General features: G+C 55.1%; 23 protein-coding genes. 5 read left to right on the top strand and 18 right to left on the bottom strand.

All coding sequences use genetic code 11. The annotated features are described in order from the left end of the window. Positions 1–111: 111 nt before the first annotated feature. From CKV99_RS07675 to CKV99_RS07660, 4 genes are all read right to left on the bottom strand, one after another. On the bottom strand, positions 112–660 hold the full coding sequence (locus tag CKV99_RS07675) for a hypothetical protein (protein ID WP_092258583.1): 549 nt from the start codon (positions 658–660) through the stop codon (positions 112–114). Between the two features lie 11 nt (positions 661–671). Beyond that, complete coding sequence (locus CKV99_RS07670; protein ID WP_092258580.1) at positions 672–1,829, bottom strand: glycosyltransferase family 4 protein; 1,158 nt, start codon at positions 1,827–1,829, stop codon at positions 672–674. Positions 1,830–1,834: 5 nt separating this feature from the next. Then, positions 1,835–3,073: an NAD-dependent epimerase/dehydratase family protein gene (locus CKV99_RS07665; RefSeq protein WP_092258577.1), complete on the bottom strand. Its 1,239-nt coding sequence runs from the start codon at positions 3,071–3,073 to the stop codon at positions 1,835–1,837. Positions 3,074–3,183: 110 nt separating this feature from the next. Next, entirely contained in the window at positions 3,184–3,582 is a 399-nt protein-coding gene (locus CKV99_RS07660) for a hypothetical protein (RefSeq protein ID WP_092258574.1), read from the bottom strand. 229 nt (positions 3,583–3,811) lie between these two features. Between CKV99_RS07660 and CKV99_RS07655 the strand changes: the two genes are divergently transcribed. Further along, entirely contained in the window at positions 3,812–4,975 is a 1,164-nt protein-coding gene (locus CKV99_RS07655) for a YihY/virulence factor BrkB family protein (RefSeq protein WP_092258571.1), read from the top strand. 20 nt (positions 4,976–4,995) lie between these two features. Here CKV99_RS07655 and CKV99_RS07650 read toward each other — a convergent pair whose 3' ends face one another. The 3 genes from CKV99_RS07650 to CKV99_RS07640 form a co-directional block, all read right to left on the bottom strand. Further along, on the bottom strand, positions 4,996–5,742 hold the full coding sequence (locus CKV99_RS07650) for an HNH endonuclease family protein (protein ID WP_092258568.1): 747 nt from the start codon (positions 5,740–5,742) through the stop codon (positions 4,996–4,998). A 38-nt stretch (positions 5,743–5,780) separates the two neighbouring features. Beyond that, on the bottom strand, positions 5,781–6,077 hold the full coding sequence (locus CKV99_RS14755) for a hypothetical protein (RefSeq protein WP_092258565.1): 297 nt from the start codon (positions 6,075–6,077) through the stop codon (positions 5,781–5,783). Between the two features lie 178 nt (positions 6,078–6,255). Beyond that, positions 6,256–7,176, bottom strand: a complete 921-nt coding sequence (locus CKV99_RS07640; protein WP_092258563.1) for a mechanosensitive ion channel family protein — start codon at positions 7,174–7,176, stop codon at positions 6,256–6,258. A gap of 165 nt (positions 7,177–7,341) precedes the next feature. Here CKV99_RS07640 and CKV99_RS07635 point away from each other — a divergent pair, with 165 nt between their 5' ends. Next, on the top strand, positions 7,342–8,220 hold the full coding sequence (locus tag CKV99_RS07635) for a patatin-like phospholipase family protein (protein WP_092258560.1): 879 nt from the start codon (positions 7,342–7,344) through the stop codon (positions 8,218–8,220). A 6-nt stretch (positions 8,221–8,226) separates the two neighbouring features. Here the strand turns inward: CKV99_RS07635 and CKV99_RS07630 are convergent, their stop codons facing one another. Next, positions 8,227–9,858: a peptide chain release factor 3 gene (locus tag CKV99_RS07630; protein ID WP_092258557.1), complete on the bottom strand. Its 1,632-nt coding sequence runs from the start codon at positions 9,856–9,858 to the stop codon at positions 8,227–8,229. A gap of 130 nt (positions 9,859–9,988) precedes the next feature. Between CKV99_RS07630 and CKV99_RS07625 the strand changes: the two genes are divergently transcribed. Further along, entirely contained in the window at positions 9,989–10,543 is a 555-nt protein-coding gene (locus CKV99_RS07625) for an NADPH-dependent FMN reductase (protein ID WP_092258554.1), read from the top strand. A 102-nt stretch (positions 10,544–10,645) separates the two neighbouring features. On the opposite strand, the gene CKV99_RS07620 is transcribed toward CKV99_RS07625, so the two are convergent. Together CKV99_RS07620 and pth are read right to left on the bottom strand one after the other, a co-directional pair. Next, on the bottom strand, positions 10,646–10,825 hold the full coding sequence (locus CKV99_RS07620; protein WP_092258551.1) for a hypothetical protein: 180 nt from the start codon (positions 10,823–10,825) through the stop codon (positions 10,646–10,648). Between the two features lie 183 nt (positions 10,826–11,008). Further along, complete coding sequence (gene pth, locus CKV99_RS07615) at positions 11,009–11,632, bottom strand: aminoacyl-tRNA hydrolase (protein ID WP_092258549.1); 624 nt, start codon at positions 11,630–11,632, stop codon at positions 11,009–11,011. Positions 11,633–11,664: 32 nt separating this feature from the next. On the opposite strand from pth, the gene CKV99_RS07610 reads away from it, so the two are divergent. Then, positions 11,665–12,618, top strand: coding sequence for an NAD(P)H-dependent flavin oxidoreductase (locus CKV99_RS07610; RefSeq protein WP_092258809.1), 954 nt, complete (start codon positions 11,665–11,667; stop codon positions 12,616–12,618). Next, positions 12,615–13,997, top strand: a complete 1,383-nt coding sequence (locus CKV99_RS07605) for a DUF5129 domain-containing protein (protein ID WP_092258546.1) — start codon at positions 12,615–12,617, stop codon at positions 13,995–13,997. The genes CKV99_RS07610 and CKV99_RS07605 overlap by 4 nt, the downstream gene beginning before the upstream one ends. A gap of 207 nt (positions 13,998–14,204) precedes the next feature. On the opposite strand, the gene CKV99_RS07600 is transcribed toward CKV99_RS07605, so the two are convergent. The 8 genes from CKV99_RS07600 to CKV99_RS07565 all read right to left on the bottom strand — a co-directional run bounded on the left by CKV99_RS07600 (position 14,205) and on the right by CKV99_RS07565 (position 23,483). Next, on the bottom strand, positions 14,205–17,321 hold the full coding sequence (locus CKV99_RS07600; RefSeq protein ID WP_092258542.1) for a hypothetical protein: 3,117 nt from the start codon (positions 17,319–17,321) through the stop codon (positions 14,205–14,207). Then, complete coding sequence (locus CKV99_RS07595; protein ID WP_092258539.1) at positions 17,318–18,721, bottom strand: glycosyltransferase family 2 protein; 1,404 nt, start codon at positions 18,719–18,721, stop codon at positions 17,318–17,320. The genes CKV99_RS07600 and CKV99_RS07595 overlap by 4 nt, the downstream gene beginning before the upstream one ends. Before the next feature lie 18 nt (positions 18,722–18,739). Beyond that, positions 18,740–19,225: a hypothetical protein gene (locus tag CKV99_RS07590; RefSeq protein ID WP_092258536.1), complete on the bottom strand. Its 486-nt coding sequence runs from the start codon at positions 19,223–19,225 to the stop codon at positions 18,740–18,742. Beyond that, positions 19,218–19,553: a hypothetical protein gene (locus CKV99_RS07585; protein ID WP_092258533.1), complete on the bottom strand. Its 336-nt coding sequence runs from the start codon at positions 19,551–19,553 to the stop codon at positions 19,218–19,220. Before CKV99_RS07585 ends, CKV99_RS07590 begins: the two co-directional genes overlap by 8 nt. Before the next feature lie 343 nt (positions 19,554–19,896). Then, positions 19,897–20,613 carry a maleylpyruvate isomerase family mycothiol-dependent enzyme gene (locus CKV99_RS07580; protein ID WP_092258531.1) on the bottom strand — a complete coding sequence of 239 codons (717 nt, stop codon included), beginning with the start codon at positions 20,611–20,613 and terminating at the stop codon, positions 19,897–19,899. Next, positions 20,613–21,440 (bottom strand): fumarylacetoacetate hydrolase family protein, encoded by an 828-nt coding sequence (locus CKV99_RS07575; RefSeq protein WP_092258528.1) that lies wholly within the window; start codon positions 21,438–21,440, stop codon positions 20,613–20,615. The genes CKV99_RS07580 and CKV99_RS07575 overlap by 1 nt, the downstream gene beginning before the upstream one ends. Positions 21,441–21,443: 3 nt before the next feature. Then, positions 21,444–22,562, bottom strand: coding sequence for a cupin domain-containing protein (locus CKV99_RS07570; protein WP_092258525.1), 1,119 nt, complete (start codon positions 22,560–22,562; stop codon positions 21,444–21,446). A gap of 144 nt (positions 22,563–22,706) precedes the next feature. Then, entirely contained in the window at positions 22,707–23,483 is a 777-nt protein-coding gene (locus CKV99_RS07565; protein ID WP_092258522.1) for an IclR family transcriptional regulator, read from the bottom strand. Positions 23,484–23,508 lie beyond the last annotated feature (25 nt).

Genomic DNA, 23,508 nt, shown 5'->3' with positions numbered 1-23,508 from the left:
GGAAGAGAAAAACAACTTTTACATTAGCGGTTTTTCAGCATGGGTGAAGACCGGGCACGTGGGCCACCTCTGATTGTCCAACCTGATTATGAAACTCAAAGAGGTGGCCCTCTACGGATGCGGACCCGGTGGATGCTGCAACTGAGGAGGTTGCCCATAGTAATGCTGCTGCGTAGGTGGGTTAAAACCGGTGGTAGGCGAGCTGGGATGTGGGGCTATGGAATTCTGGGCTTGCGCAGTGTTGTGGTTCTTCTTCAGAAATCGATCCACCGCCCAATCACCCCCACCGACGGAGATGAAAAGAATGCTGATGATGATGGGCAACGCCAGTGGCGGGAGGACATACATGGTAAGCCGATCAAAAGACAGGGACGCAACGCCTGCCGGTCCGGAGTTCAACGCGTAGAGCGCGAGCAGTGCGACGGGCAGCCAGGCCAAGCCACCAACCATGCGTGTGCCCAACCCAATGAGGAGAAGAATTGCCAATATGACACAGATCCATGGCACGATGCCCGCAAGGAAGCCGAAATCGCCACGAAGAATATAAGCAACCTCGGAGTACGGGAGGAATCTATATGAGCGAAGCGTTCGAGGAAAAGCCAGGCCGATAAGGTAACTGGCAGTGAGGATACGTGCTGCTAAAAGACCAAAATTCTGCATGAAAATCCAACTTATCTCCGTTTTTTCACCAGCCTGCGGGCATGCAAGTCAATGGCTTCCTGATAGTACTCCACCACTTTCTCGGTTGATGCCCGCCAGCTCCAGCGCTCGGCCTCGGCCCTCGCGTTGGCGCCGAGGCGGCGCAGGCCGTCGTCGTTAAGCACCTGCGCGAGACACTCAGCCCAGACGGAATCGGGCGCTTGCGGGTCCACGAGGAAGCCGGTTTCACCCTCGTCGATAACGAACGGGATGCCACCAGCGCGCGCGCCGACGACGGGGACTCCCGAAGCGAAAGATTCAAGCGCGACAAGGCCCAAAGTCTCTGTGGTGGAGGGGAAAGCGAACACGTCGCCTGAAGCAAACGCTTGGGCCAGCTCGGCGCCGGACATGTAGCCGGTAAACGTGGTCCACGCCGGATCCATCATGTTCTTCAGCTCGTCGATCTGCGGGCCGGACCCCACCATCGCAAGGCGGGCATCGGGGATGATTTCACGCAGTTGCGTCATGATCCCAGCCAACCGGTCCAGATCCTTCTCTAAGCTCATCCGTCCGACGTAGACCACCAGGGGTGCTTCAGGGTGGCCACCGGACATGCGGTCGCGCATCTCGTGCGAGTACCGGTCTGGGGTGTAGCCTACGGTGTCTACAGCCTTGGGCCACAACTTGATATTGCGCATGCCGGAATCGCGGGCTTTATCCAGCATCGGCCCCGAGGTGACCAAATTGATCTCAGCCTCGTTGTGGAGGGTGCGGATCCACCAGGCGGCGGGTTGGCGCAGCCACCCGATCTTGAGTGACTCGGTGTACTCGGGCACATTCGTGTGGAAGGAGGCGAGCAGCGGAATATCGCGCCGGCGCGCAGACAGCACACCATACGCGGCCAGCGCCACAGGATTGACTGCGTGGACGATATCCGGCTGGAACTCCTTCATCCGCTCGGCGATTGCCGGGGTAGGCAGGCCTACAGTGATTTCAGGGTAGACCGGTTTGAAAGAGAACCCGCGAACCCGCTGTACATCGAAGCCGGCGTAAGTTTTCGGAGGGTTACCGGGTGCAAAAAGCTGTACTTCGTGGCCCAGTTCCGCCAACTGATCAAGATGGCGGGTCACCCGAGTAACCACGCCATCAATCTTTGGCAGAAAGACCTCCGTGAACATGGAGATCTTCATGGCATCTACGCTTCTGCCGTGCCCTCGGCGATGGACGGAGGAACGCCCTCAGACTGGTTTCGCGTCCACAAGGAGCGGGCCGGGATCTTAGACAGGTCGGCGCGGTCGGCGTATTTGCGGGCTACTTCTTCCACCTCGTGCAGGAGACCTTCAGCAAGCTTCGTCGGGTTCAGCCCGAGGTCCAGGAAAGTTTCGTTGACTACGTGGAGCTCGTTTTCAGCGGACTCCTTCCGCGGGTTGGGAACCATTTCTACCCGTGCGCCCGAAATCTCGGCGATGAGGTTAGCCAGGTCGCGCACGCGGTGCGTCTCAGTCATCTGGTTGAAGATCTTCACACGGTCGCCCTTAGCAGGCGGGTTATCAATAGCGATTTCGACGCACTTGACCATGTCGCGAATGTGGATGAACGCACGGGTTTGTCCACCAGTGCCGTGCACAGTCAGGGGGTAGCCCACTGCGGACTGCATGAGGAAGCGGTTGAGCACAGTGCCGTAGTCGCCGTCGTAGTCGAAGCGGTTAATCAAGCGTTCGTCGCGCTGCGTCTGCGGGGTGTGGGTACCCCAGATGATGCCCTGGTGCAGATCAGTGATGCGGAGCTCATCATTTTTGGCGTAGTACGCAAACAGCGTCTGGTCCAGCACCTTGGTCATGTGATAAATCGAGCCGGGGTTAGTGGGGTAGAGGATCTGCTGATCGATCAGGTGTGGCTCAGTCTTGGTGCCGTGCTCGTCCTCGTCGACCTCTACCTTGATGTCCAGGTAGCCCTCGGGGATCTTCATGCCAGCGGTGCCATAACCATAAACACCCATGGTACCCAGGTGAACGATGTGGATGTCGAGGCCGGAATCCACGATGGCGGCCAGCAGATTGTGGGTGGCGTTGGTGTTATTGTCTACCGTGTAGCGCTTGTTGCGCGAGTTCTTCATCGAGTACGGTGCAGCGCGCTGCTCCGCGAAGTGGACGACAACGTCCGGCTGCCAGGTCTTCAGAAAGTCAAGCAGCTCGTCGTACTCTTCCGCCACATTGAAGTTTTTGAAGTCCATCTCCTTGCCAGAGACTTCTTTCCACGCTTCGATGCGTTCTTCAATGGGACGAATCGGAGTCAGAGATTCAGCGCCCAGTTCCTCGTCGATAGCGCGACGGGAGAGGTTGTCTACGATAGTGATCTCGTGTCCCGCGTCTGAAAGGTGCAGAGATGCTGGCCAGCCACAGAAACCGTCGCCACCCAAAATTGCGATCTTCACTCTAAAAACTCCAAATTATTTCAGTGATTAAGAAAAATACGTCGATGAACAACGCTGCCTATCCACCGTACTCTGTCTGGCGCCTGTTCGCCCGCTGCCCCAAGTGAATTTCAGGTGACCACTATTCCCACGTTGACCGTATTAAGTTCAACTTCGGTGGTGTCGTCGGCAAGCCCGCTGAGTTCCGCGCGCGTGGCATCAGTCAGAGGGATGATCCACCCCACCGTCGGATCGAGAGCGGGGATGGCGTGCCGGCGTACGGGGATCCAAGTCACGGCACGATTGTCTCCGCAAGTCATGCGCAATGGTTCAGTGGTGTTTTTTGCGAGACGGAAAGCCCGTGCGTCCAGCGTGACAATCACAAGGATGTCCTTCGTGTCCGGCGTGATGTGCGCTGTATGAACTTCGAGGGTGTCCACCTCGGTCATGGCAAGTTCATCGGGATAGCCAACAAGCCGAGGTAGCGTCTCGGCGCCAAGAAGTAAACGGATTGAATCTAAAAATCCCATGGCGGTTATCCTAACCCCCAAAACAAAAGTGACGCGTCACCTTTAGTCGGCCGTTAGGTGAGAACTAGCGCCCAGTTCAGCAAACCTCTGGCCACGGGCTGGCTTTGAACAACACACTGGAAGCATTAGTGTTTTGTCATGGTTGGGGTGATGTCCTCGACCTTCATAATCTCAGCTTAGGCCAGGCACGTATCTACCAGGCACGTATCTACCGGTAGTGTAAAAAAATATGGACGAGCAGCCGGATAGCACCCACCTTTCTCCCGAATCGAAGGGAACATCGACCGCCGCAGACTTCATTGTCCCTCTCGGCGGAAGCCATGCTCAACCCCTGGCACACGGCAATAAACCTCGCAACCCACTGGAACGTGGCAATCGGATTACGCGCAAGGGCTGGAAGTTGGTCCTGCGCCGTACCTGGAGTGACTTTTTCCTCGACGCGCTGATGGACCGCGGTGCAGTGCTGACGTTTTTTATGCTGCTCACCTTCGCACCCACGGTGTTAGCAGCCTATTCTGTGGCCACACTCGTGCTCGCGCGTAACGAGGCAGAAGTTAACCAACTGACCGAGGAGCTCATCGCGGGCTACGTGCCCGAGGAGATCGCTGACACCGTGCGTAATGCGGTCAACGCCGTGGTGGGTTCCACGGCACAAGGTACTGCCGCCTTAATTTTCTCCATCGTGTTCTCTCTGTTGTCCTCGTCGGCCTATGTGCGCGCTTTCGCCCGCACTGCCAATACTGTGTACGGGCGTGTTGAAGGCCGCACTGTAGTGCCAACCTGGCTGACGATGTGGGGGCTTACCATCATCATCGTGATCGGTGGGGTGTTCATGCTCGGCGCATTCTTGCTGCGCGAATCCATCGTGGTCAACGTGCTGGAACCCGTTGCGGAGCCGTTGGGGCTGACCGGAACCGTCGATTATCTCGTGAGCATATTTCTTCCCGTGTGGCAGTGGCTGCGCTTTCCCGTGATCGCCTTGGTGGGCATGATCTTGATTGCCAACCTGTACTACTTTGCGCCTAATGTGCGCCCGCAGAAGTTCCGTTGGCTTACTTTTGGCTCCGCCACGGCGCTGGTGATGATCGGGCTTGTGTGGTGGTTGTTTGGGCAGTATCTGTCTTTGTTCGCGGGTGCTTCGGCCTACGGCGTGCTCGGTACAGTTGTCGCAGCGCTGATCGCCTTATGGGTGATGAATATCGTGTTGATTCTTGGTGTCAAGATTGATGCAGAGATCCTGCGCGTGAAAGAACTGCAGCAGGGCTATGCTTCTGAGCGCACCATTCAGGCACCGCCACGATCGAGCAAGGCTGCGCTAAAGTACGCAACCACGCAGCAAGACCTTGAGGCCGCGGCCCGCGAAATTAAAAAGGATGCGCGTGTCGACGAATAACCCTTTAGGTGCTGCTCTTGCTAAGAACAGGTGTCGAGCTGGCGCAGCAAAGCGTCTCGTTCCGCTGGTGTCACCCACAGCCCATAATCATGTTTGATGCTGATTTGGGTCGCTGCAAATTCGCAGCGGTATGTTTTGTTAGGCGGTAGCCAGGTCGCGGCGTCACCAGCGCCTTTCTGTCGGTTGAGCTCAGTTAGTGTGGGGATGAGATTGTTAGGGTCGTGGGCAAATTCGCGCCGGGTGTGCTCATCCCACGTAAACGCCCCAGTGTTCCATGCGTTGGACAGGCTCACGACGTGATCGACTTCTATTGTGCCGTCTCCGCGGTTGAAATCCACCGTGGTACCTGAGTATGGGTCGAAGATCACGCCCCAGGTGACGGTACACCCGTCGTCGTCAAGCGCGAGGTAGTTGGCGCGCTGTGCAAGCACGGTGTTCCGGGTGTCGCATGCTCCGTCAATCACGTTGAGGCCATGGTTATTTGTCCACTCAGCGCCGAACGCCTCGCGCGAGTAGCCGCCACTGCCCGCCTTGCCTTTGACTTCGAGTTCGGAGAGCTTCTGCCGGGCAAGCGTTTCTATATCGGCGGTGGTGTCGCCGTCGGCACGTGTGTCTGCAGCCGGTGGGACGCTTTCCGACGAAGCCGGTGGCGCGTCCGGGTTCTGCTCCGGCGGACTGCCTGCGGTGGCAAGCCACACCAAGCCAACAACCGCCACCGTGATCACAATGGCGGTTAAGGGCAGCCACAAAAAGCGCTTGAAAGCCATGGATAGCACTGTATCCCGGGCTTTCAAGCGAGGAAAAACTAGTGGCAGTCGTAGTGGTCGCCGTGGGCGGCGTGGCGGTGGCCGTCGTGGATGTAATCCACGTGGTCGCCGTGCTGAACCGCTTCATGTCCGCAGTCTGGGCCGTGGACATGGTCATGATCCGCGTGGACGATGTGCTCGCCGGTTTCGCACTCGTCCCAGTGTCCATCGTGTTCGCGGTGGAAGTGGCCGTCGTGGATGTAGTCCACGTGGTCGTGGTGCTGGATAGCTTCGTGTCCGCAGTCTGGGCCGTGGACGTGGTCATGGTCGGTATGGGTGATGCAAGCGGTGGTCATGGTGGCACTCCTTCGGGTAGTTATTGGAAGCTTATTGAAACTCTAAGGAGAGTATGGCTTATTTTCAATAGATTGTCAATTGTTGGGCTTTTGAAAACGCTATAAACATGGGCACACGACAATATGGGCACAAGACATAAGGCTTGCAGCGCCAGCAGCTGCGCGCCTGCCCAGAAAATTACTTTCGAGAAGACGTGATCTCTACCGTGTTCGGTGAGAACTGCACGTCATCAACGTCTTTCACGCGGTAATAAACATCGCGCCATACTCGAGTTTTGGCCGCACCCATTGCCGTGTCATGACACAGGAACCGCAGAGTGAGGTAGATGCCAGTACCATCCATGTCGAGCGTGACTGACGGGGTCACGCTGGAGTCATCGAAGACTGCTGCTCTCTCTTCAAGATTCTCGCGGGTGACCTTCTCTTCATCCGGAGTGTCTTCGCCAACATCTTCGTTGGCCGATGCGATAAGGAAATCTAGCTCGCGCTCGCCTGCTGCAAGCAGGATGTCCTTGGCCTTTTCTATGTTGTCGCCGTGATTGATAGGAAGCTCAATCTCGGTCCACACGTACGGAAAGTCACTCTTGGTCACAGCATATGCGGAGCTAAAGATCATCGAGTTGGGGATGGTGACAATCCGGCCCGTTGGTGTTGCGGTGGATAGCCACCCGGCAACTTCATTGACTTGAAATGAAAACACGCCAATGCTGTACACCTGTCCGCGGGTCTCGCCGACCTCTATGCGGTCGCCGACCTGAAAGGGAGATTGGCCCGAGATATACATGAACGCGAAAACGTTTGTGACCAAATCCTTCATTGCCACGAACACAATGATGGCCACAAGAAGTGCGACGATCACCACGGCGTTGGTCGGAGAGAACCAAATGAGAAGGATCGACACGACAGCTAAAACAGCAAGTATCGCGGTAAAGATTCGCGAAATGGATACTACCTTCGCCTCTTTCGTGGTGATCTTGCGCACGATAAAGCGAGTGCTGCGCCGCAAGAGCCACACGAGACCGATAACGGCTACCGTGAGGGCGACCTTTATTCCTACGTGCTCGGCTTCGTTCAGGAAACTGCGAAAATCGTCCAACATGAGGGCGTCACCACTGAGTTCGTCGTCGTTGATTGGCGTTTATTGTTTATCTTGGGCACCCGCCCGACGGCGAGTTTTTCCTGATCTTAGTCTGCCATGACGCGTGTCGACGAAACAGGGCGGTAGCCAGCTCACCTCGCTGGCACGCGGGTATAGTAGCTTGACATGATCGACGCTACTGATACTGCCCTCGTTCTTGAGGGCGGGGGAATGCGCAATTCTTACACGGCTGCCTGCATTGTTGCGCTGATTGAAAATGACGTGCGGTTTGGCTGGGTGGGTGGAGTCTCTGCGGGAGCTTCGCACCTGTCCAACTATGTTTCTCGCGACGCACACCGAGCGAAAGCGTCGTTCACCACCTTTGCCACGCACCCTGAGTTTGGAGGTTGGCAATCCCTGTTCCGGGGCACGGGCTATTTCAACGCGGAGTTTATTTACGAAAACTCCGAGCAAGCCCTGCCTTTCGACTGGGACACGTTCCGATCCAACCCCTGCGAGGTGCACGTTGATGCCTGTCGCGCCGACAACGGTGAGACAGTCTCATGGACGCGCGCCAATATGGCCGAGCGCGAAGACGTACTGGCAATGGTGCGCGCCTCGTCTACGTTGCCGCTGATGATGCCGATCCGCCAGATTGACGAGGTGCCCTACGTCGATGGTGCCTTGGGTAACTCTGGAGGCTTGCTCATCGACGCCGCCGAGCAGGCAGGCTACGAGAAGTTCCTCGTCATTGCGTCGCGTCCGCGCAGTTACTGGAAGCCTGCGGTGCGCCGCCCAGAGGCTTTACGACGACTCTACCGCACCTACCCGGCGGTAGCGCAAGCCCAGATCACAAGGCCACAGCGCTACAACGCCGCAAAAAGGCGAATCCTCGATCTGGAGCAGCAGGGCAAAGCGCAGGTGTTCTTCCCCGATACCATGCCCGTTAACGTAGGTGAGCGGCGCGTCGACAAGCTCGAAGCCGCCTACCAGCTTGGCCGGGAGCAGACACAACGCGAATGGCCTGCCTGGATTGAATTCCTTGCGGCCGACCGCCGGCGCTAGCCAGTATTAGTCGGCGACGAGTGGTTCCATGGTGAGTTCTGGGTGCTCACGCTCAATGAACGCCAGCTTCCACTTATCGCCGAATAAGGCAATGAGTTCGCCATCGGTCCGCGTGAAAATTTCCACACCACGCTGGCGGCCCAGCTCGTCGGCAGATTCAGCATCCGTGCGTCGTGCCACCGAGTAGGGGACCGACTCAGTCACTGTTTCCACGTTGTATTCGTTTTCCATCCGGGCCTGCATCACCTCGAACTGCATCGGGCCCACCGCCGCCATCACTGGGGCTGCGTCACCACGCAGATCGTTGCGCAGGATCTGCACCACGCCCTCGGCATCCAACTGCTCGAGTGCCTTGCGGAATTGCTTGTACTTGCCCAGACTCTTCGCACGCAGCGTCTGGAAGTATTCGGGCGCGAACTGTGGCATCGGCGGGAATTGCACTTTCTTACCCGCGTAAATGGTATCGCCGGGCGCCAGTGAGCCTGCGTTGACCAAACCGATGATGTCGCCTGGGTAGGCGGTCTCGACGGTGTCACGCGTTCGGCCGAAGACAGTCAGCGCGTACTTCGTGGAAAAGCTTCGTTCCGATTGGGCATGCGTGACTTGCATTCCACGGTCAAACTCGCCGGAGACCACGCGCATAAACGCCAGGGTGTCGCGGTGCGATTTGTCCATACCAGCCTGGACCTTAAAGACCACGCCGGAGAACTCGTCGTCAAGCTCGCGGAATCTGTCCATCGCGCTTGTCGACGCTTCCACCGCCTTCGGATCAGATGCGCGCCCCTCGGGAGCGGGCGCGATCGCACATAAGGTGTCCAGGATCTGGTGTACGCCGAAGTTGAGCATGGCGGAAGCAAAGATGAGCGGCGAGGTGATGCACTGCTCGAACATCTGCTGGTCGTGTACTGCACCGTCACCGGCGAGTAGCTCTGCCTCCATCACAGCGGTCTCCCATGCGTCGCCTTCCTTCGCTTCGGCTTCGTCGGGAGAGTAGAAAGTTTCCGGAGCGATAGTGGAACCTCCGGCGGTGCGGGTGAAGTGCACATAGTTATCAACCTCGCCGTTATCATCGACGTGTGCTAATCCGCGGAAGTCTCCAGCTTCTCCTACAGGCCAGTACAAGGGGGTAGGCTGCAGGTCGATCTCGGTGACGATCTCTTCTACTAGGTCGAGCGGCTCGCGGCCGATGCGGTCCCACTTGTTGATTACGGTGATGATCGGCAGGCCACGCGCCTTACACACGCGGAACAGCTTCAGCGTTTGCGGCTCGAGGCCCTTCGCAGCGTCGATCAGCATGACCGCGGCGTCCACGGCGGAAAGCACGCGGTAAGTGTCTTCGGAAAAGTCAGCGTGGCCAGGCGTATCGACGAGATTAATCACGTAGGGCTCGCCCTCATAACCTTCGGGCTGGTACTCGAACTGCAACGCGGACGATGCAATCGAGATGCCGCGATCTTTCTCCATCTCCATCCAGTCGGAGACGGTTGCCTTGCGGTTGCCTTTGCCGTGCGTCGCGCCAGCCTCTGAAATAACGTGCGCATGCAGCGCCAACGCCTCGGTCAGGGTGGACTTACCGGCGTCAGGGTGGGCGATGACAGCGAAGGTGCGCCGCCGTTTGGCTTCCGAAAGCGTACTCATAGGGGTTAAGACTAGTCGCTACGCCCAGGAAATCCCCAGCCGGGCTGAGGGGGCTACCGGTGTTGAAAGGTAAGAAGTGTGTATCATAGCTAGTCAAAGTTGAATACGTGTCAACAAAGGAGAATGTGTAGTGGCAACCATTGGCATAATTATCGGATCCATCCGCGAAGGGCGTTTGGGCGAGTCTGTTGGCAAGTGGGTCGCAGACGCTGCAGCAAAGCGCGCGGGCGCTGATTATAAGGTGCTCGACCTTAAGGAATTTAACGTCCCACTGCTGGACGTGGCCCAGGTTCCTGGCGCAGCGAATAAGCAGTACGACAACGAAAATATCACGCGCTGGTCTCAGGCTATCGATGAGTGCGACGGCTACATTTTTGTCACCCCTGAGTACAATCACTCTGTTCCGGGCGCAATGAAAAACGCGTTTGATGTACTTGGCCCAGAGTGGGCGGGCAAAGTTGTCGCTTTCGTCGGTTACGGCTCCGTTGGCGCGGTGCGTGCTGTGGAACACTGGCGCACCATCGTGTCGAACTTCCAGATGGTTGATGTGCGCAACCAGATCGACCTGTCTATGTTCACCGAGTTCGATGACCAAGGCAACGTCACACCCAATGAGCGTCGTGGAGAAGAACTGGAAAACATTCTCAACGAGACCGAGCGCCTCGTTCACCAGCTAGGTAAATAGCGCTGGCCGAGGAGAGCAAACAAAAATGCCCGGCCCCTTCCTAAATGCAGGAGGAAGGAGCCGGGCGTTTACACTGGTGAGCTTGTCAGAACGTGTGAGGGATTAGTCATCCCAGTCATCGTCCCAATCATCGTCCCAGTCGTCACCGAACCAGTCATCGATGTCGAACCAGTCATCGATCTGGCTCACGATTGGTGCAATTGCTGGAACAGACGAGCCGACACCGCCTGCGAAAACTCCCAGAGCCGCCATGGCGGCGGCGATAATTGCTTGAATGTTCATTGTTTGGCTCCAATCAAACTCAGTGTCTCGGTAGTGTGCTCCAGGTGGTTTCCTGGGCTCACTTAGGACTTAAACACAGTATGGAAGCCTGGGCAATGGCCAGAAAATTCACCGAAAATTCATAAAAGCGCTGGTCAGTGAGTATGAAGCGAATATAAAACTGAGGTGAAGAAAATTTAATCCTTAAGGTCGCGAATGCACCTCATTTTGAGCCTTGGCCAGTCCCTGGGTAGTGATCAACGTAACCGCTTCAGCAGCGAGAGTAATTTGCGCATCAAACTCTGGCCCATCAGTGATCGGGCTGAGCACCCAGTCTGGAATTTTCTGCCCAGCATCGGGGCGCCCAATCCCGATCCGGACGCGCAGGTAGTCGCGTGTTCCTAGGTGCTCGGTGAGAGATTTCAACCCGTTATGGCCATTTTCATTACCGCCTAGTTTGAGGCGCACGGCCCCAGGTTGCAAATCGAGCTCATCATGCACTGCAATGACATGATCCGGGGTGATGCCCAGCGCGGTGGCCACGGGTGCTACGCCTTCACCGGAGTTGTTCATAAACGTCGTCGCGATCATGTACGCCACGTTGTCGCGTACCGCAACCTTCGCTTTCATCCCTGGTACCGGTTGAAGGGATTCGTCGGAAAGTAGCTTGTCTACTGCCATGTAGCCCACGTTGTGCCTGGTGGAAGCATACTTGCTGCCAGGGTTGCCCAGACCCACCACCAGCCACTCGGCTTGTACTCTTTCAAGTGGGGACACAGGTGCGGGCGCAGGCTGGGACGAGAGGAGTTTTTTGAAAAAGTTAAACATTGCTCAATTATCCCATGACCTACACTGGCGCCATGGTTTTCCAACTCCCACCCGTCCTCGTGGCGCCGATGGCTGGTGGCCCCAGCACTCCAGAGCTCGTTAACGCTGTGGGTTTCGGTTTTCTGGCTTTCGGCACGTGCAGGGTCGACGAGGCACGCTCACAGATGAAACGTGCACGCACCGAGTATGGTGTGAATCTTTTCATGCCACAGCAGGAAGAACCGAGCCCGGATGACGTACAACACATGGCAGATCATCTTGGTGTTGAAGTGCCTACCGTGGATTTAAGCAATGGTTATGACGCGAAGTTTGCCGCAGTAATGGACGCTATCGACGCTGGACACGGCCCTGCCGTGGTGTCGTCGATGTTCGGCTGCTTCACCGAGAAGCACATCACCGCTCTGCACGACCGTGGGGTCGAGGCGTGGGCTACCGTTACAAACGCTTACGACGCACGTCGCGCCACGCAGCGCGGCATTGACCGGCTGATAGTTCAGGGGCCAAAGGCTGGCGGACACCGTGGCACATGGAGCATTGCCGAAATCCCAGATCAGCGTCCCCTGCCCGAGTTACTGACAGCGATAGGCGCTGTAACCACAGTCCCACTTATCGCCGCTGGTGGTGCTCGTAATAGTGCTGACATCGCCACCTTGTTGGAGCATGGAGCGCAAAGCGTGGTGTGCGGTTCCGCCTTTTTGCTTGCCGATGAGGCTGGCACCACCCCGTCGAACCGTGCACTTCTGAGCGCCGGTGGAGCATCGATAAGCACTCGTGCCTTTTCCGGCCGTTTTGCGCGTGGCCTAGAAACGGCATTTACGCGCGCGCACCCAGATCTACCCCCGCTGTACCCGTACCTTAACGCGATGTTGAAAGGCCGTCGTAGCGAGCCGGATCTCGCGTACTGCCTTGTGGGAACGGGGCCCGGCGTAATCCGTCCTGGCCCGGCCCGCGTGATCGAGGCGATGTTGCTACCCTCGCAACTATGAAACCTCTCGCACTTGCCGCAGCGTCCGCCGTCCTCATCGTCTCCAGCCCGGCCGCAGCCTGGGCGCAGTCCGGTCCGGCCGTCACTGTCGAGGACGCCGATGGCATGCTGCACCCTGGCGATCGGCAGCGCCTTTACGACGAAACCGCCAACCAGGGCTTGCCGGATGTGGTTGACCAGGTTGATTACCTGCTTTTTGGCACCAACGACGAGAACCTGAACGATACGGTGGAGGAGTTTGCGCGCGAACACCGGCCGGATTTGATTGCCCCGGATGATGACCACTTCGCTGATGGTCACCTCATCGTTTCCGTAGGTTTTGGTCCCCGCATGAATGGCGTGTACTGCGGTGAGGACGTGTGCGAGGCACTGGATATCCGTCAGGGTGCGCACCTTGACGGCTCCATCAACGCTGCTAAAGATTACCTGCGTGATGGCCAGATAGCCACGGCGATGCTGGCCAGTGTACGCCATGCGGGAGACATGGAGGCAGCCGCGCGCGACCATGAACGGCAGCAGGAAGCGGACCGCAACGTGGGGATTGGCTTGGGTGTGGGCGCAGGCATTCTGGCAGTCGGTATCGGCGGCACTGTGTGGTACGCCCGGCGCAAGAAGCGCCAAGCACGTATCGACGAAGCACGCGGCGACTACGCATACGTGATGGAGCATTACGCTGATACGGCCCACAGACTGGACGCAATTGATGTGCGGGCCCATTCTTTGACGTCGCCGCTGGCGAATTCGAAGATGCGTGCCGAGTGGACGGATGTGCGCGACCGATTCTTGGAATTGGATGCCACTGTGCAGTCGTTCCGCGGCCTGCAGGCCAGCTCTGATGATGATACTTTCCATGAACATTACGAAGAGCTCAACACAGCGGAGGAAACTACCCTCCAGGTCATCACGGCGGAGGAGAACATCGAAACGTTGTACAAGGTTGAGCATGGTGATGCCGGAGCGCGCCTGGAGATTCTTGATGACCTGAAGAAGGACCTTGTCGATGCCGAAACTTCGGTGAAGTCTGATTCGTTGCGTCAGCGCGTAACAGAGCAGATCACGCAGGTCGACGAGTTGCGCCGGGATTTGCACTCGGATGATTTCCTTGACCGGTTTGCTGTTTTGCTCAGCGACGTAGCTATTGTGTTGACCGCGGTTGATCAGCAGGAGTTCAGCGACGTTGACCGTGAAACTGAGCGTGTGGCCCCTCGACTGTATGAAAGTGATTACCGCGTGGGTACTGGCGTGAATAACTATGTGCCGTTTTTCATGCTGTCCAGGTGGCACGATGCAGACGTGGCAGCACACCAGTCCGCTCAAGCCTCGGCAAATACCTCCTTCAGTTCTGGCTTTTCTGGTGGTGGCGGTTCTTCGTCCTGGTAATGGCTAATCGGAAAAGCTCAAATCTGACCGAGTCCATACTGGCTCGTACGCTGCTGGGCCACACCATGACTATAGACACTCTCATGTGTGATCGGTTGGCGCAGTAGGATCCCATTGTGAAGAGATGCACCAGCTTCGACCTGCGCCTACCGGAAGGCAACGGTGAACATTTTTAACGCTCGTATCTGCTGAGAAGAAGCAGGCACCTTAATCAATTACGGCGAAGTAGTCCTGCAGGTGGAAATATGATTGCTTCAGCCTCGGGGTTCCCTCGATACGATCCCAGTTTTCCCAGGTGTAGCGACGCATCGGAGCCATCGTGAACGTTGTTGTATCAGTTTCCGGCATAGTTTGTGTAGGAGCATTCCCTTCAATGAACATGAAGCTTAAACCGATATCATCTATATGCTCACCGTCATAAATTGAACCGCTAGTGATAAAGTCAGACGTAATTTCCTTTCGCGATGGATCCTTGAAGCTAAGCAGGAGCCAGGGGATGCGCACCTCTACTGAAGTTCGATCCTCCGACCAAGAAAAGTCAGTGAGCGAATTGTAGTCGTCAGCATCGGGGTTGCCGTTTCCTTCGAGCAGACGGCCAGTTTCGTACTCTTCAAATGGGGTCGTTTCACCCGTCTCAGGGTTAAACATTTGCTGGTTAAGTACGTATTTAATTGGTACGAAGTGACCGCTATTCTTAAGGGGCAATTCGTCCGGAAATGGAATAAACCCGTAGAGGTAGCCATAAAGATAGGCGTGAACGTCGTAGTAAGCATCGACGTGAACTGCCTCATTACCTGGTTCAAGAGACATCAAGAAATCCGCTGCAGTACTACTTGTGATTCCATAAGCATTGATCTGGTGGTTGCCTTGTTCTTGAATAGTGTCGATAAGAGCGACCGGGTATGCTCCCCCAGAAACGGGAGCATTGAAATCAAAGCGGAGAAAGAGATAGCGTTCATCATGGTCTACGTAGGCTGCCCGAAGAGGGGCGTCGGCAGATTCGGCTTCGTATATCGGCTCGTTTTCCCATTCGCCAGTATCGCCATCGACCTTCACCTTGAGGTTGTCAAAACTAAGCAGGCCGAACTGTTGCTCACTGGTTTGGGCATTCGACCAGAACGGACGCCGGTCTGGGTTGTCAAAATCCATCGTGTTCCACGTTCGCTTAAACCACTCGTCTTGCCAGGTGAACACCAACCCTCCCATATAGTCGGCCTCAAGGATATCTTCGAACATACGCTGGATGAACTCTCCCTGGTGTTGTTCAGTTACCGCGCCTTGGTGCATACCCATGGGGCCAGTATGGGTACGTCCACGAGAAGTAGGAATACCAAATTCTGCCACGAGTACAGGCATCTCATGGACGCTGCGTAACTCTTCCAGATATGCGAAATAAGTATTCGGCTCTCCACGCCAGTCATTCGCCGTCACGTATTTTTGATCCATCTGCAAAAAGTCTGGATAATACGGGTAAATGTGGTACGACGCGAATTGGCCTACCTCTGTCATAATTCCTTCGGCATGGATCGAGTTTGGGTCGACTTCAGAAATATCCTCCTGATTTGAATTATCTGAAGGGTGGTGCAAAATGTCTGTGGTAACCCAGTTAGTAAAGCTCATCGGGCGAACCACTTTATAATTCTCCGCTTCATAGGTTGTCGTGTAATCCATTTGCAGGGCTAGCCAGTGCTCGAAAGGGCTGGCATCCGTTGTGGAATAGTAGGTGCCGTTGTACTGCCCGATGCCGGAATGTTTCTCATCCGTGCCCTGTACCATAAAGGGATCCCACTCCGTGCCCAAAATCCATCCGATTATATAATCGGACACGTCCGTGACGTAGACTCCAGACGCGTGGCCCGGAACATGAGGGACAAGTGCGTTACCATGTAACGCGTCAACAACGTCACGAATTTCCCTTTGGAAGCCATCTACTGCTTCCTCATGGAACGCATCGGCGTCTCCGGTAATCCACTCCTCATTAATCCATACGCCGTGAAGCACATAGATATTCTGATCGTGCTCCGCATTGTATCGTGCCAGCGCTCTGTAAAAGCCCGGAGGGTGAAGGGTATAAACACGCACGGCATTGGCATTCATTTTTCCAATATCAACGAACCACTGGTAGTACTCCTCTTCGGTAATCGCTGCTTCACCTGGGAAGTAACCAGGTTTAGCCATGCCGATATTCACGCCCTTTATTAGCAGCGGTTCGAACCTATCGCCAACTTTAATCTCAATCCTGTCGTTGTCCCGGCCGACGCGAGCTGGATACGAAATGGCCGTCAGCTCCGTATCAGAGTCGGGGCTTTCGCCGATACTCTCAGTGAACGCTTGATGCAACTCTAAGCTGCGCTGCATAATGGGGAAGAATGAGTTCCAATAAAAGCTACTAGAGCTAAACCTCTCGATAGCCGCATACAGGCGATGAATCCCCTGTACCTGGTAGATTTCTGGAATTGCCTCCGCCTGGCTAAAAGTTCCAGCTAGATACAGGCGCTGCGAAGGGCCATCACGAACCACAGTCACCGCCGGAAGCGTCATTGGCAAATTGAGCTCACTGAAGGTGGCCTTTGCTTCGTCGTGAAGTTCAACGTCGAAATTGTAAAGAACCTCTGTGCCCTTCATTGGCTCTGTGATATCGAACCACAATCCTTCATAAGTTGCTTCTAAGTCGTCGAATCCGCGTTGTTTGCCGTAATCAGTACTTCGGAGACTGAAGAAATCATCTTTAGAGATTTCTTCGCCGTCGGAAAGTAATTCGATGACGGCGGCGCGTTCTTCATTACTATTGTTGAGAATCAAGCCTGGTCCTGAATATGTCCATGGACCATTCACATTCTCGAACACTTTCTCGGGGATAGCCGGGTTAGCCGTATCGGAAAGGTCGGATACGAACATTCCGGCCCAGTTTGTTGACTCGACTCCGAGGTCCTGTGAGATGAGCTGTGATAGTTCACCCGACTCAGCGTTGTGGATCACGCCATACTCCGCAAACAAGAGGTTTGGCTGGTTCTGGTCGATATTCATCTTGACCTTGTTCCACTGGTCTATAGTTGTTTTGAACCCATCTTCGGTCGAGATAAAGATCGTGTCGAATTCCTTCATCTCGTCGATGCCATAATCCAGGTGTTGCGCCGACGTTACTAACGGGTCAGCCTTGGCGTACTCGAAGAAGTATTCGGCACCATTGCTTTGAGGTGCGCCCTCCAAACGGTTATCAAGCACCAAAGAACGGTCAAAATAACCGCTTTTTACACTCCAAACCAATACGGGAATCATGAAAAATAGCGAGGCGACAGCTATTAAAGACAATATTTTTTTCATGAAGCTATCTCCTGCTTCGCCTCCGTGAATCCCATACGCTCCATAGCCCCCCAGTCACTGCGATTGGTAAAGAACCGGTAAAACCCTTCCAAGCGCCAAAACAGCATCAGCGGCTTATACCAAAAGAATTCCGTAAAAGAAAGACCCAGTACATAGGTGATCTCAGACAGATCTGGGTATTTTCCTTGCTGCCAAGCATTGAGCATAACAGCGATCATGCTCATCAAGCCGGAGTAAAGCAGAGAGAATACCAGTAGTGTCAAGGAAAATTCCAAAAACACCTGACCAGCGAAAAATCCAGCCACCAAGTAGGCGAAGCCGAATAATTCAACGAGAGGAATCAAGGCTTCCGCCAAAATGAAATAGGGAAAGGCTACTAACCCAAGCGAACCATAGCGCGGGTTCAACGTGACTTCCTTATGCCGCCACAAGCTTTCCAGCAGTCCCTGGTGCCAACGTCGACGTTGACGTCGCAACACACGGAGAGACTCCGGCGCTTCGGTATAGCAAATTGCGTCGGGAACGTGCACGATACGCTTACCGACGTTATCGTTCACCATTTGCTTCTGGAGTCGAACCACTATCTCCATGTCCTCACCGATAACATCGGTGGCGAGACCCCCATAACGGACAATTAAATCCTTATCAAACACGGTAAACGCGCCGGAGCAGATTAACATCCAGTTTTGCTGGCTCAAAGCGACTCGCCCGATTAGAAAAGAGCGATAATACTCAATGGATTGGATGGCCACCAACGGGTTAGAAGAAAACTCTACTTGCTTATCGGGGACACCGTACTCGACTTGATTCTCGTTAATAAGCTCGACTGATCCTCCGGCTGCGGCTACTTGCTGACCGTCCAGAATGAAGGGGCGCATCACTTTCTTAAGTGAATCTTTTTCTAGAACTGAGTCACCGTCGACTGTGCATACATAGTCCATCGCGGAGAAATTTATTCCACAGTTCAGCGCATCTGCCTTACCACCATTGTGTTTGTTAATCAGCTTCAAATTGCGAAATATTTTAGATACGTATACGTCGCGTACATTCTGAGTGTGCAGATGTGCTGCGGGGTGTGGGGTTGGTACCAGTTCCATGTCAAAATGTTCAATCAATAAACTCGAGGTTGAATCCGTCGACCCGTCGTTTACTACGAGAATTTCAAAGTTATGGTAATCCAGATTTAACAATGAAGACACATTGTGGATAATGCCGGTTTCTTCGTTATAGGCGGGTACCAGGATAGAAACGCCGAGGTTGTAAAAGTCGCTATTTGAAACTAAGTCTAGTGAACGCTCGAATCGGCGATTTCGGTTCGTTTTAAACAGGGCTACTACCATCATTGCGAAATAGAACAAGACAACCAGTAGTAAGTACGCGGCTAAAAATACCCTGCCCATGCCAGCACAGCGTTGGCATTAACCATGGGGGAGTTCCTTTCCGTGGGCAGAATCGATAAGGCTTTTCTCAAAAGGAGAGCGTGGCTTCAGGCCTGCTACCTCGTCGTCAAGTGTGGTCATGTCTAACTGGACAACCGCGAGCAGAGCATACTGGCGCTTGGCTTTCCAAGGGGAAGACAATTGCTTTCTCAATGGCTGAGTTAACTTGTCGTTGGCCAGCCAAGAGATACGATTGCGAATTTCCGCATCTCCATAGGTGTTTTGGAATGACAACAGAGTCTCAATCGTCCAGCGGAGCTCATAGTTGGAGTTGATCTGCAGATCAATATCTTCGTCGTCGAAAAGAGCACGAATCAACCTCTCACGTGTTGCTGTGACGAAGGCTTCCTTTCTGTTTGTCACTTTTTGCATCCGAAAATTGGCAATAAACAGGTAGAAGCACAGAAGTACTAAAAGAATCAGGAGAAAGGTCGCCCCCTGAAAAATCACTGATGTTTCAAGCACTGATCTTTCCTACATGGGTGATGTGATCGCGTATTTCATCAGCCGTAAGGGGGTAAGACACTATTGTAGAGTTCTCGAAATTACTTATTAGCTCGGAGCGCTTTTCAGTCAAAATGATAATCTTGGCGTACTTTCCGAAGTCTGTGGGCGCATCGAGCAGTTGCATCAAACTAATCGTCGGCTCATCAACAATCAAAGTCGTGATTTGCTGATTTAGATCCTGCGGTAGTGACGAAATGGAGTTGAACGTGCAGAAGGGCACCTCCGGTATAACTCGGGTAAAGAGGGCTTCAAGGGTTGGGTTAGTAGAAACGAGAATGTAGTTCATTCCTGAGGGATCCTTCGGCTGGTAAGCGCTTGCGGGACTGCCATCTAACTTAGCGTGTCTTTACAAAAAGTGAAGAGATTATGAAATTTAAATTCTTATTGTCATTACAAACAATTTCTAAATTTTTAAATAGTGGGTCCTATTTTGGCTGTTAAAAGGTTTTCTTGGCATTGTGTCATTCGTAATAAAAACGAAACTCTATTTGGGAAGTGATATTGACGGCCATGCAGAATTTCTAATCTAAAGTCGCCACATACCCCAAAAAAGGGGGTAGAAAACCCGCCCCAACTATGGAAGTTGGAGGCGGGTTATGGCTATTGGGTCGTAATAGGGTGGCCTTCTCCTAGAGCCAACGAGGTGGTTCAGGGGCATCAGCATTGACGCCTTGGCCACCGCGGCCAGATGCCCAGCGGGCGAGGCCGGCGAGGGAGCCACGAACCTCAGTGGTTGGGGTTCCAGAAACCTCGATACGTTCGTCAGTGTCGGTGTTGATCATGACAAGGCCTTCGCCAGCACCACTACCGCGCCACTTACCAGCAATCTCCGGTACAAGCGTGGACAGAATCACTGGTGGGATGTCATTGAATCCGGCATTGACGTGCAGGTCTACCGCGTGGATCCAGACCTCGCGGGTTCGCATCCACAAGGTTTCAGAAGCAGGGACAGTGCGCCCCTGCGCGGTCTTTACCTCGGCGCTCCAAGCATCCTCGGTTGCATCGCGCCACGCCACATCCAGGCGAACCAGGGTGTGGTCGTGTAAGTTGCGGATTGCGTCCTGGCGCAGGGTCGATCCGAACTCGATTTCCTTGCCGCGGGCGTCAGGGGAGGAGTACATCGGGTTCTCCACACCTGTTTCAGCCCAGTCCATCAGGTTGCACAGAGCGCGCGCGTTATATGCGACGTGTGCAGCCAGGTGGGACACGTCCCATCCGTCGAGGAGAGTGTCGCGGCCGAAATCGGCGTTGTCAATGAGCGCCAACTGGCCCGAATAGTGGGCAGTGCCACGGCGGGTCAGCGCAAGGCGCTCCTCAATGGGCAGGTCGTGGAAGGATTGTGTCATTACTCGAACACCGTCTTATTTGCCACATAGCCCAAGCCGTCGATCTCAACCTTCACGGTTTGGCCGTCGCCGATGTAGCGCTTTGGATCGCGTGCGTGGCCGACGCCGCCTGGGGTACCGGTGACGATGACGTCGCCTGGATCCAGTGGGTAGATGTGAGAAATGTATTCGATCAGAGCCTCAGGGCCGAAAACAAGATCATCGGTTGGGGTGGTCTGCACCTTCTCATCTTCGAGGTAGGTAGCCAGCTCGCCACCAAAGGTGTAGTCATCCTTGGTGGTCATCCATGGGCCGAAGCCAGCGGACTTCTCAAAGGACTTACCCTGGTGCCACTGCAGCGTGCGGTACTGATAGTCGCGCATGGTGTAGTCATTCATGACTGCGTAGCCTGCGATGTAATCTTGTGCATCAGCAGCCTTGACACGGCGTGCGCGCTTGCCGATGATCACAGCCAGCTCGCCTTCCCAGTCCAGCTCAGAGTTTGCGTACTCCGGAACCAGCACATCGTCGAATGGGCCGGTCAGGGCATCAGGGTACTTTACGAACAGCGTTGGGAACTCTGGGAGGTTGCGGCCCATTTCCTTGATGTGGTTAGCGTAGTTCAGGCCAACGCAGACAATCTTGTTTGGGGCTGGAACAACAGCCTCGAGGTCCGACTGGGCGAACTCGACAGTCTTACCAGAGGCATCCTTCGCGATTTGCTCCCAGTTTTCCTGCTTGAGGAGCTCGCCGACGCAGGCGTAGCCGTCGATCTTGATTGCAGAGGATTCGCCCTCGACGCGAGCTGCGAAGGTGCCCTCATTAGAACGGATTGTTGCAAGACGCATATTTTAGATTCCTTCCGGAGTGTAGGTACGTGCGAGATCGAGCTTCTCAAAAATTGGATGGTCAGAGAAGTTAAACAGGTCAGCGCCATCGTCGCCGGCCTCGATGTGCCACTTCTTCCATGATGGAACGTTGAAGACGTCACCGTGCTGCAGATCGAACTTCTCATCACCAACATACGCGGTTGCAGAGCCTTCGAACAGTTGGAAGACACGGTTGCCTACTTCGTGGACAGGAACTGTCGCTGCGTTTGGGCGCAGGCGGTGGAACTCGGCGCGGATGGTGGGCATGACGTCTTCGCCGGTAGTTGGGTTGGTGTAGCGAACGGCCGCGTGGCCTGGGGAGACAACACCGGGGAAGCCCTCGTCTTCGAGTTTCAGCTGCTCATTGAGCGCGGCATCGGTGTGCTCCCAGGCAAAACGGCCGATCGGGGAGGAAACGGTTTTTCCGGGGTATGCGACGGGGCGCAGACCTGGGTGAGCCCACAGGCGCTCGCCGCGAGAGTATTCAGGGGTGCCCTCGTCGGTCAGCTTCTCGGTGCCGTACTCGAAGAAGCCGGTATCCATGGAGTGGGCGAATGGGATGTCCAGGCCGTCAAGCCACGCCATTGGCTCGGTAGCAATATTGTGGTGGCCGTGGAAAGCCCAGCCTGGGGTGATCAAGAAATCACCGCGCTTCATGGGAACAGCATCGCCGTTGACCACTGTCCAAACGCCCTCGCCTTCGATTACGAAGCGGAAGGCGTTCTGGGAATGGCGGTGTTCAGGTGCGTTCTCTCCAGGAGCCAGGTATTGAATCGCGGCCCACAGGGTAGGAGAGACGTAGGTGTTGCCATCAAGTGCTGGGTTAGCCAGCCCGATTGCGCGGCGTTCGCCACCACGGCCGACAGGAACTAGCTCGCCGGAGCGCTGGGCTTCCTTGTACAGTGCCTCCCAATCCCAGTGGTAAGCGATGGTCTTTGGTTCTGGAGTATTTGGCATGAGGCCACCAATCTGGCGCCATAGTGGCTTCAGATGCAGCTCATCCATGCGCTTGTACATTGCGTCCAGCTCAGCCTGCTCTTCGGGAGTTGGTTCCGGAGCGGTGAACTCGACATGCTCTTGCGAGTAATCAGTATCACTCATCGTTCTACCTCCTGTTGTCGCGCGCCCTGTAATGGCACACATTTTGTCGTCAGGTTGTGATGTCGAACATAGGCGCATCCGGAACATGATTCAAAACTTTTCCGCCTAGCGGAATATTAGGCCGGGGGTGGTAAAGATCGCCCCTTAGTACACATTTGCCGGACGGAACTTCGCTAATCGACCATTCAAATCCCTCACGTGCTTCACGAGGATCTCGGCACATTCGCGGTGGACATTGCGGAAGCGTGATGTGGGAATAGACACTGTGATTGCTCCCAGTGTGTCGCCTAGTTCATTGCGTAGGACAGCACCTACTGCGGAGACGTCGTGTTCGTATAGCCCGTTGTTGAGGGCGAACCCACGCTTCCGTGTGCGGTGAAGAGTCCGGCGCAGATCCTCAAACGCTTCATCCTGCATTGTTGGGTAGAGGGCGCGCAGTTCGCCCGGAGACAGTTCCGCCAGGATGGCTAGCCCGCCGGAGTTTTCGTCGGCAGGCATGACTTGTCCACGTCGCGTGCCGACGCGCACCATATTCGAACCCTCGGCAGAGTAAAGGAAGTGTGTCTTGTTGTTGGACAGGACTTGCAAGTTGCAGGTCTCGCCAGTTTCTGCCGCAAGGGCGGTGAGGTGATCTGCGGTCGCCTCGATCAGCTCCGAGCCCATGCCCGGCACAAGGCTTGTCGACGAAATGGCCGGACCCGGTAGGTAAGCCCGTGATTCTGAGCGAGTTGCGAAACCTCGGTAAACCAGCATGGACATGGAGCGGTGCACGGTTGACGGGGCGACATTTAAGGTATCGGCTGCCCCCGAAATGGTGAGTGACCCGTTGTCTCGCAACATGAGGATTAAGGCCAGTGCCAGATCTACGGACTGGAGGTACTCCCTTGGGGGTGGGCCTTGGGTGGGGCCGTGTGCAATCAATGGTAATCCTTCCGCTGTGTGGAAT

Source organism: Corynebacterium cystitidis (genome assembly GCF_900187295.1).
GTDB lineage: Bacteria > Actinomycetota > Actinomycetes > Mycobacteriales > Mycobacteriaceae > Corynebacterium > Corynebacterium cystitidis.
The sequence above is the reverse complement of the archived record's forward strand: the minus strand, read 5'-3'. Positions and strand labels throughout refer to the sequence as shown.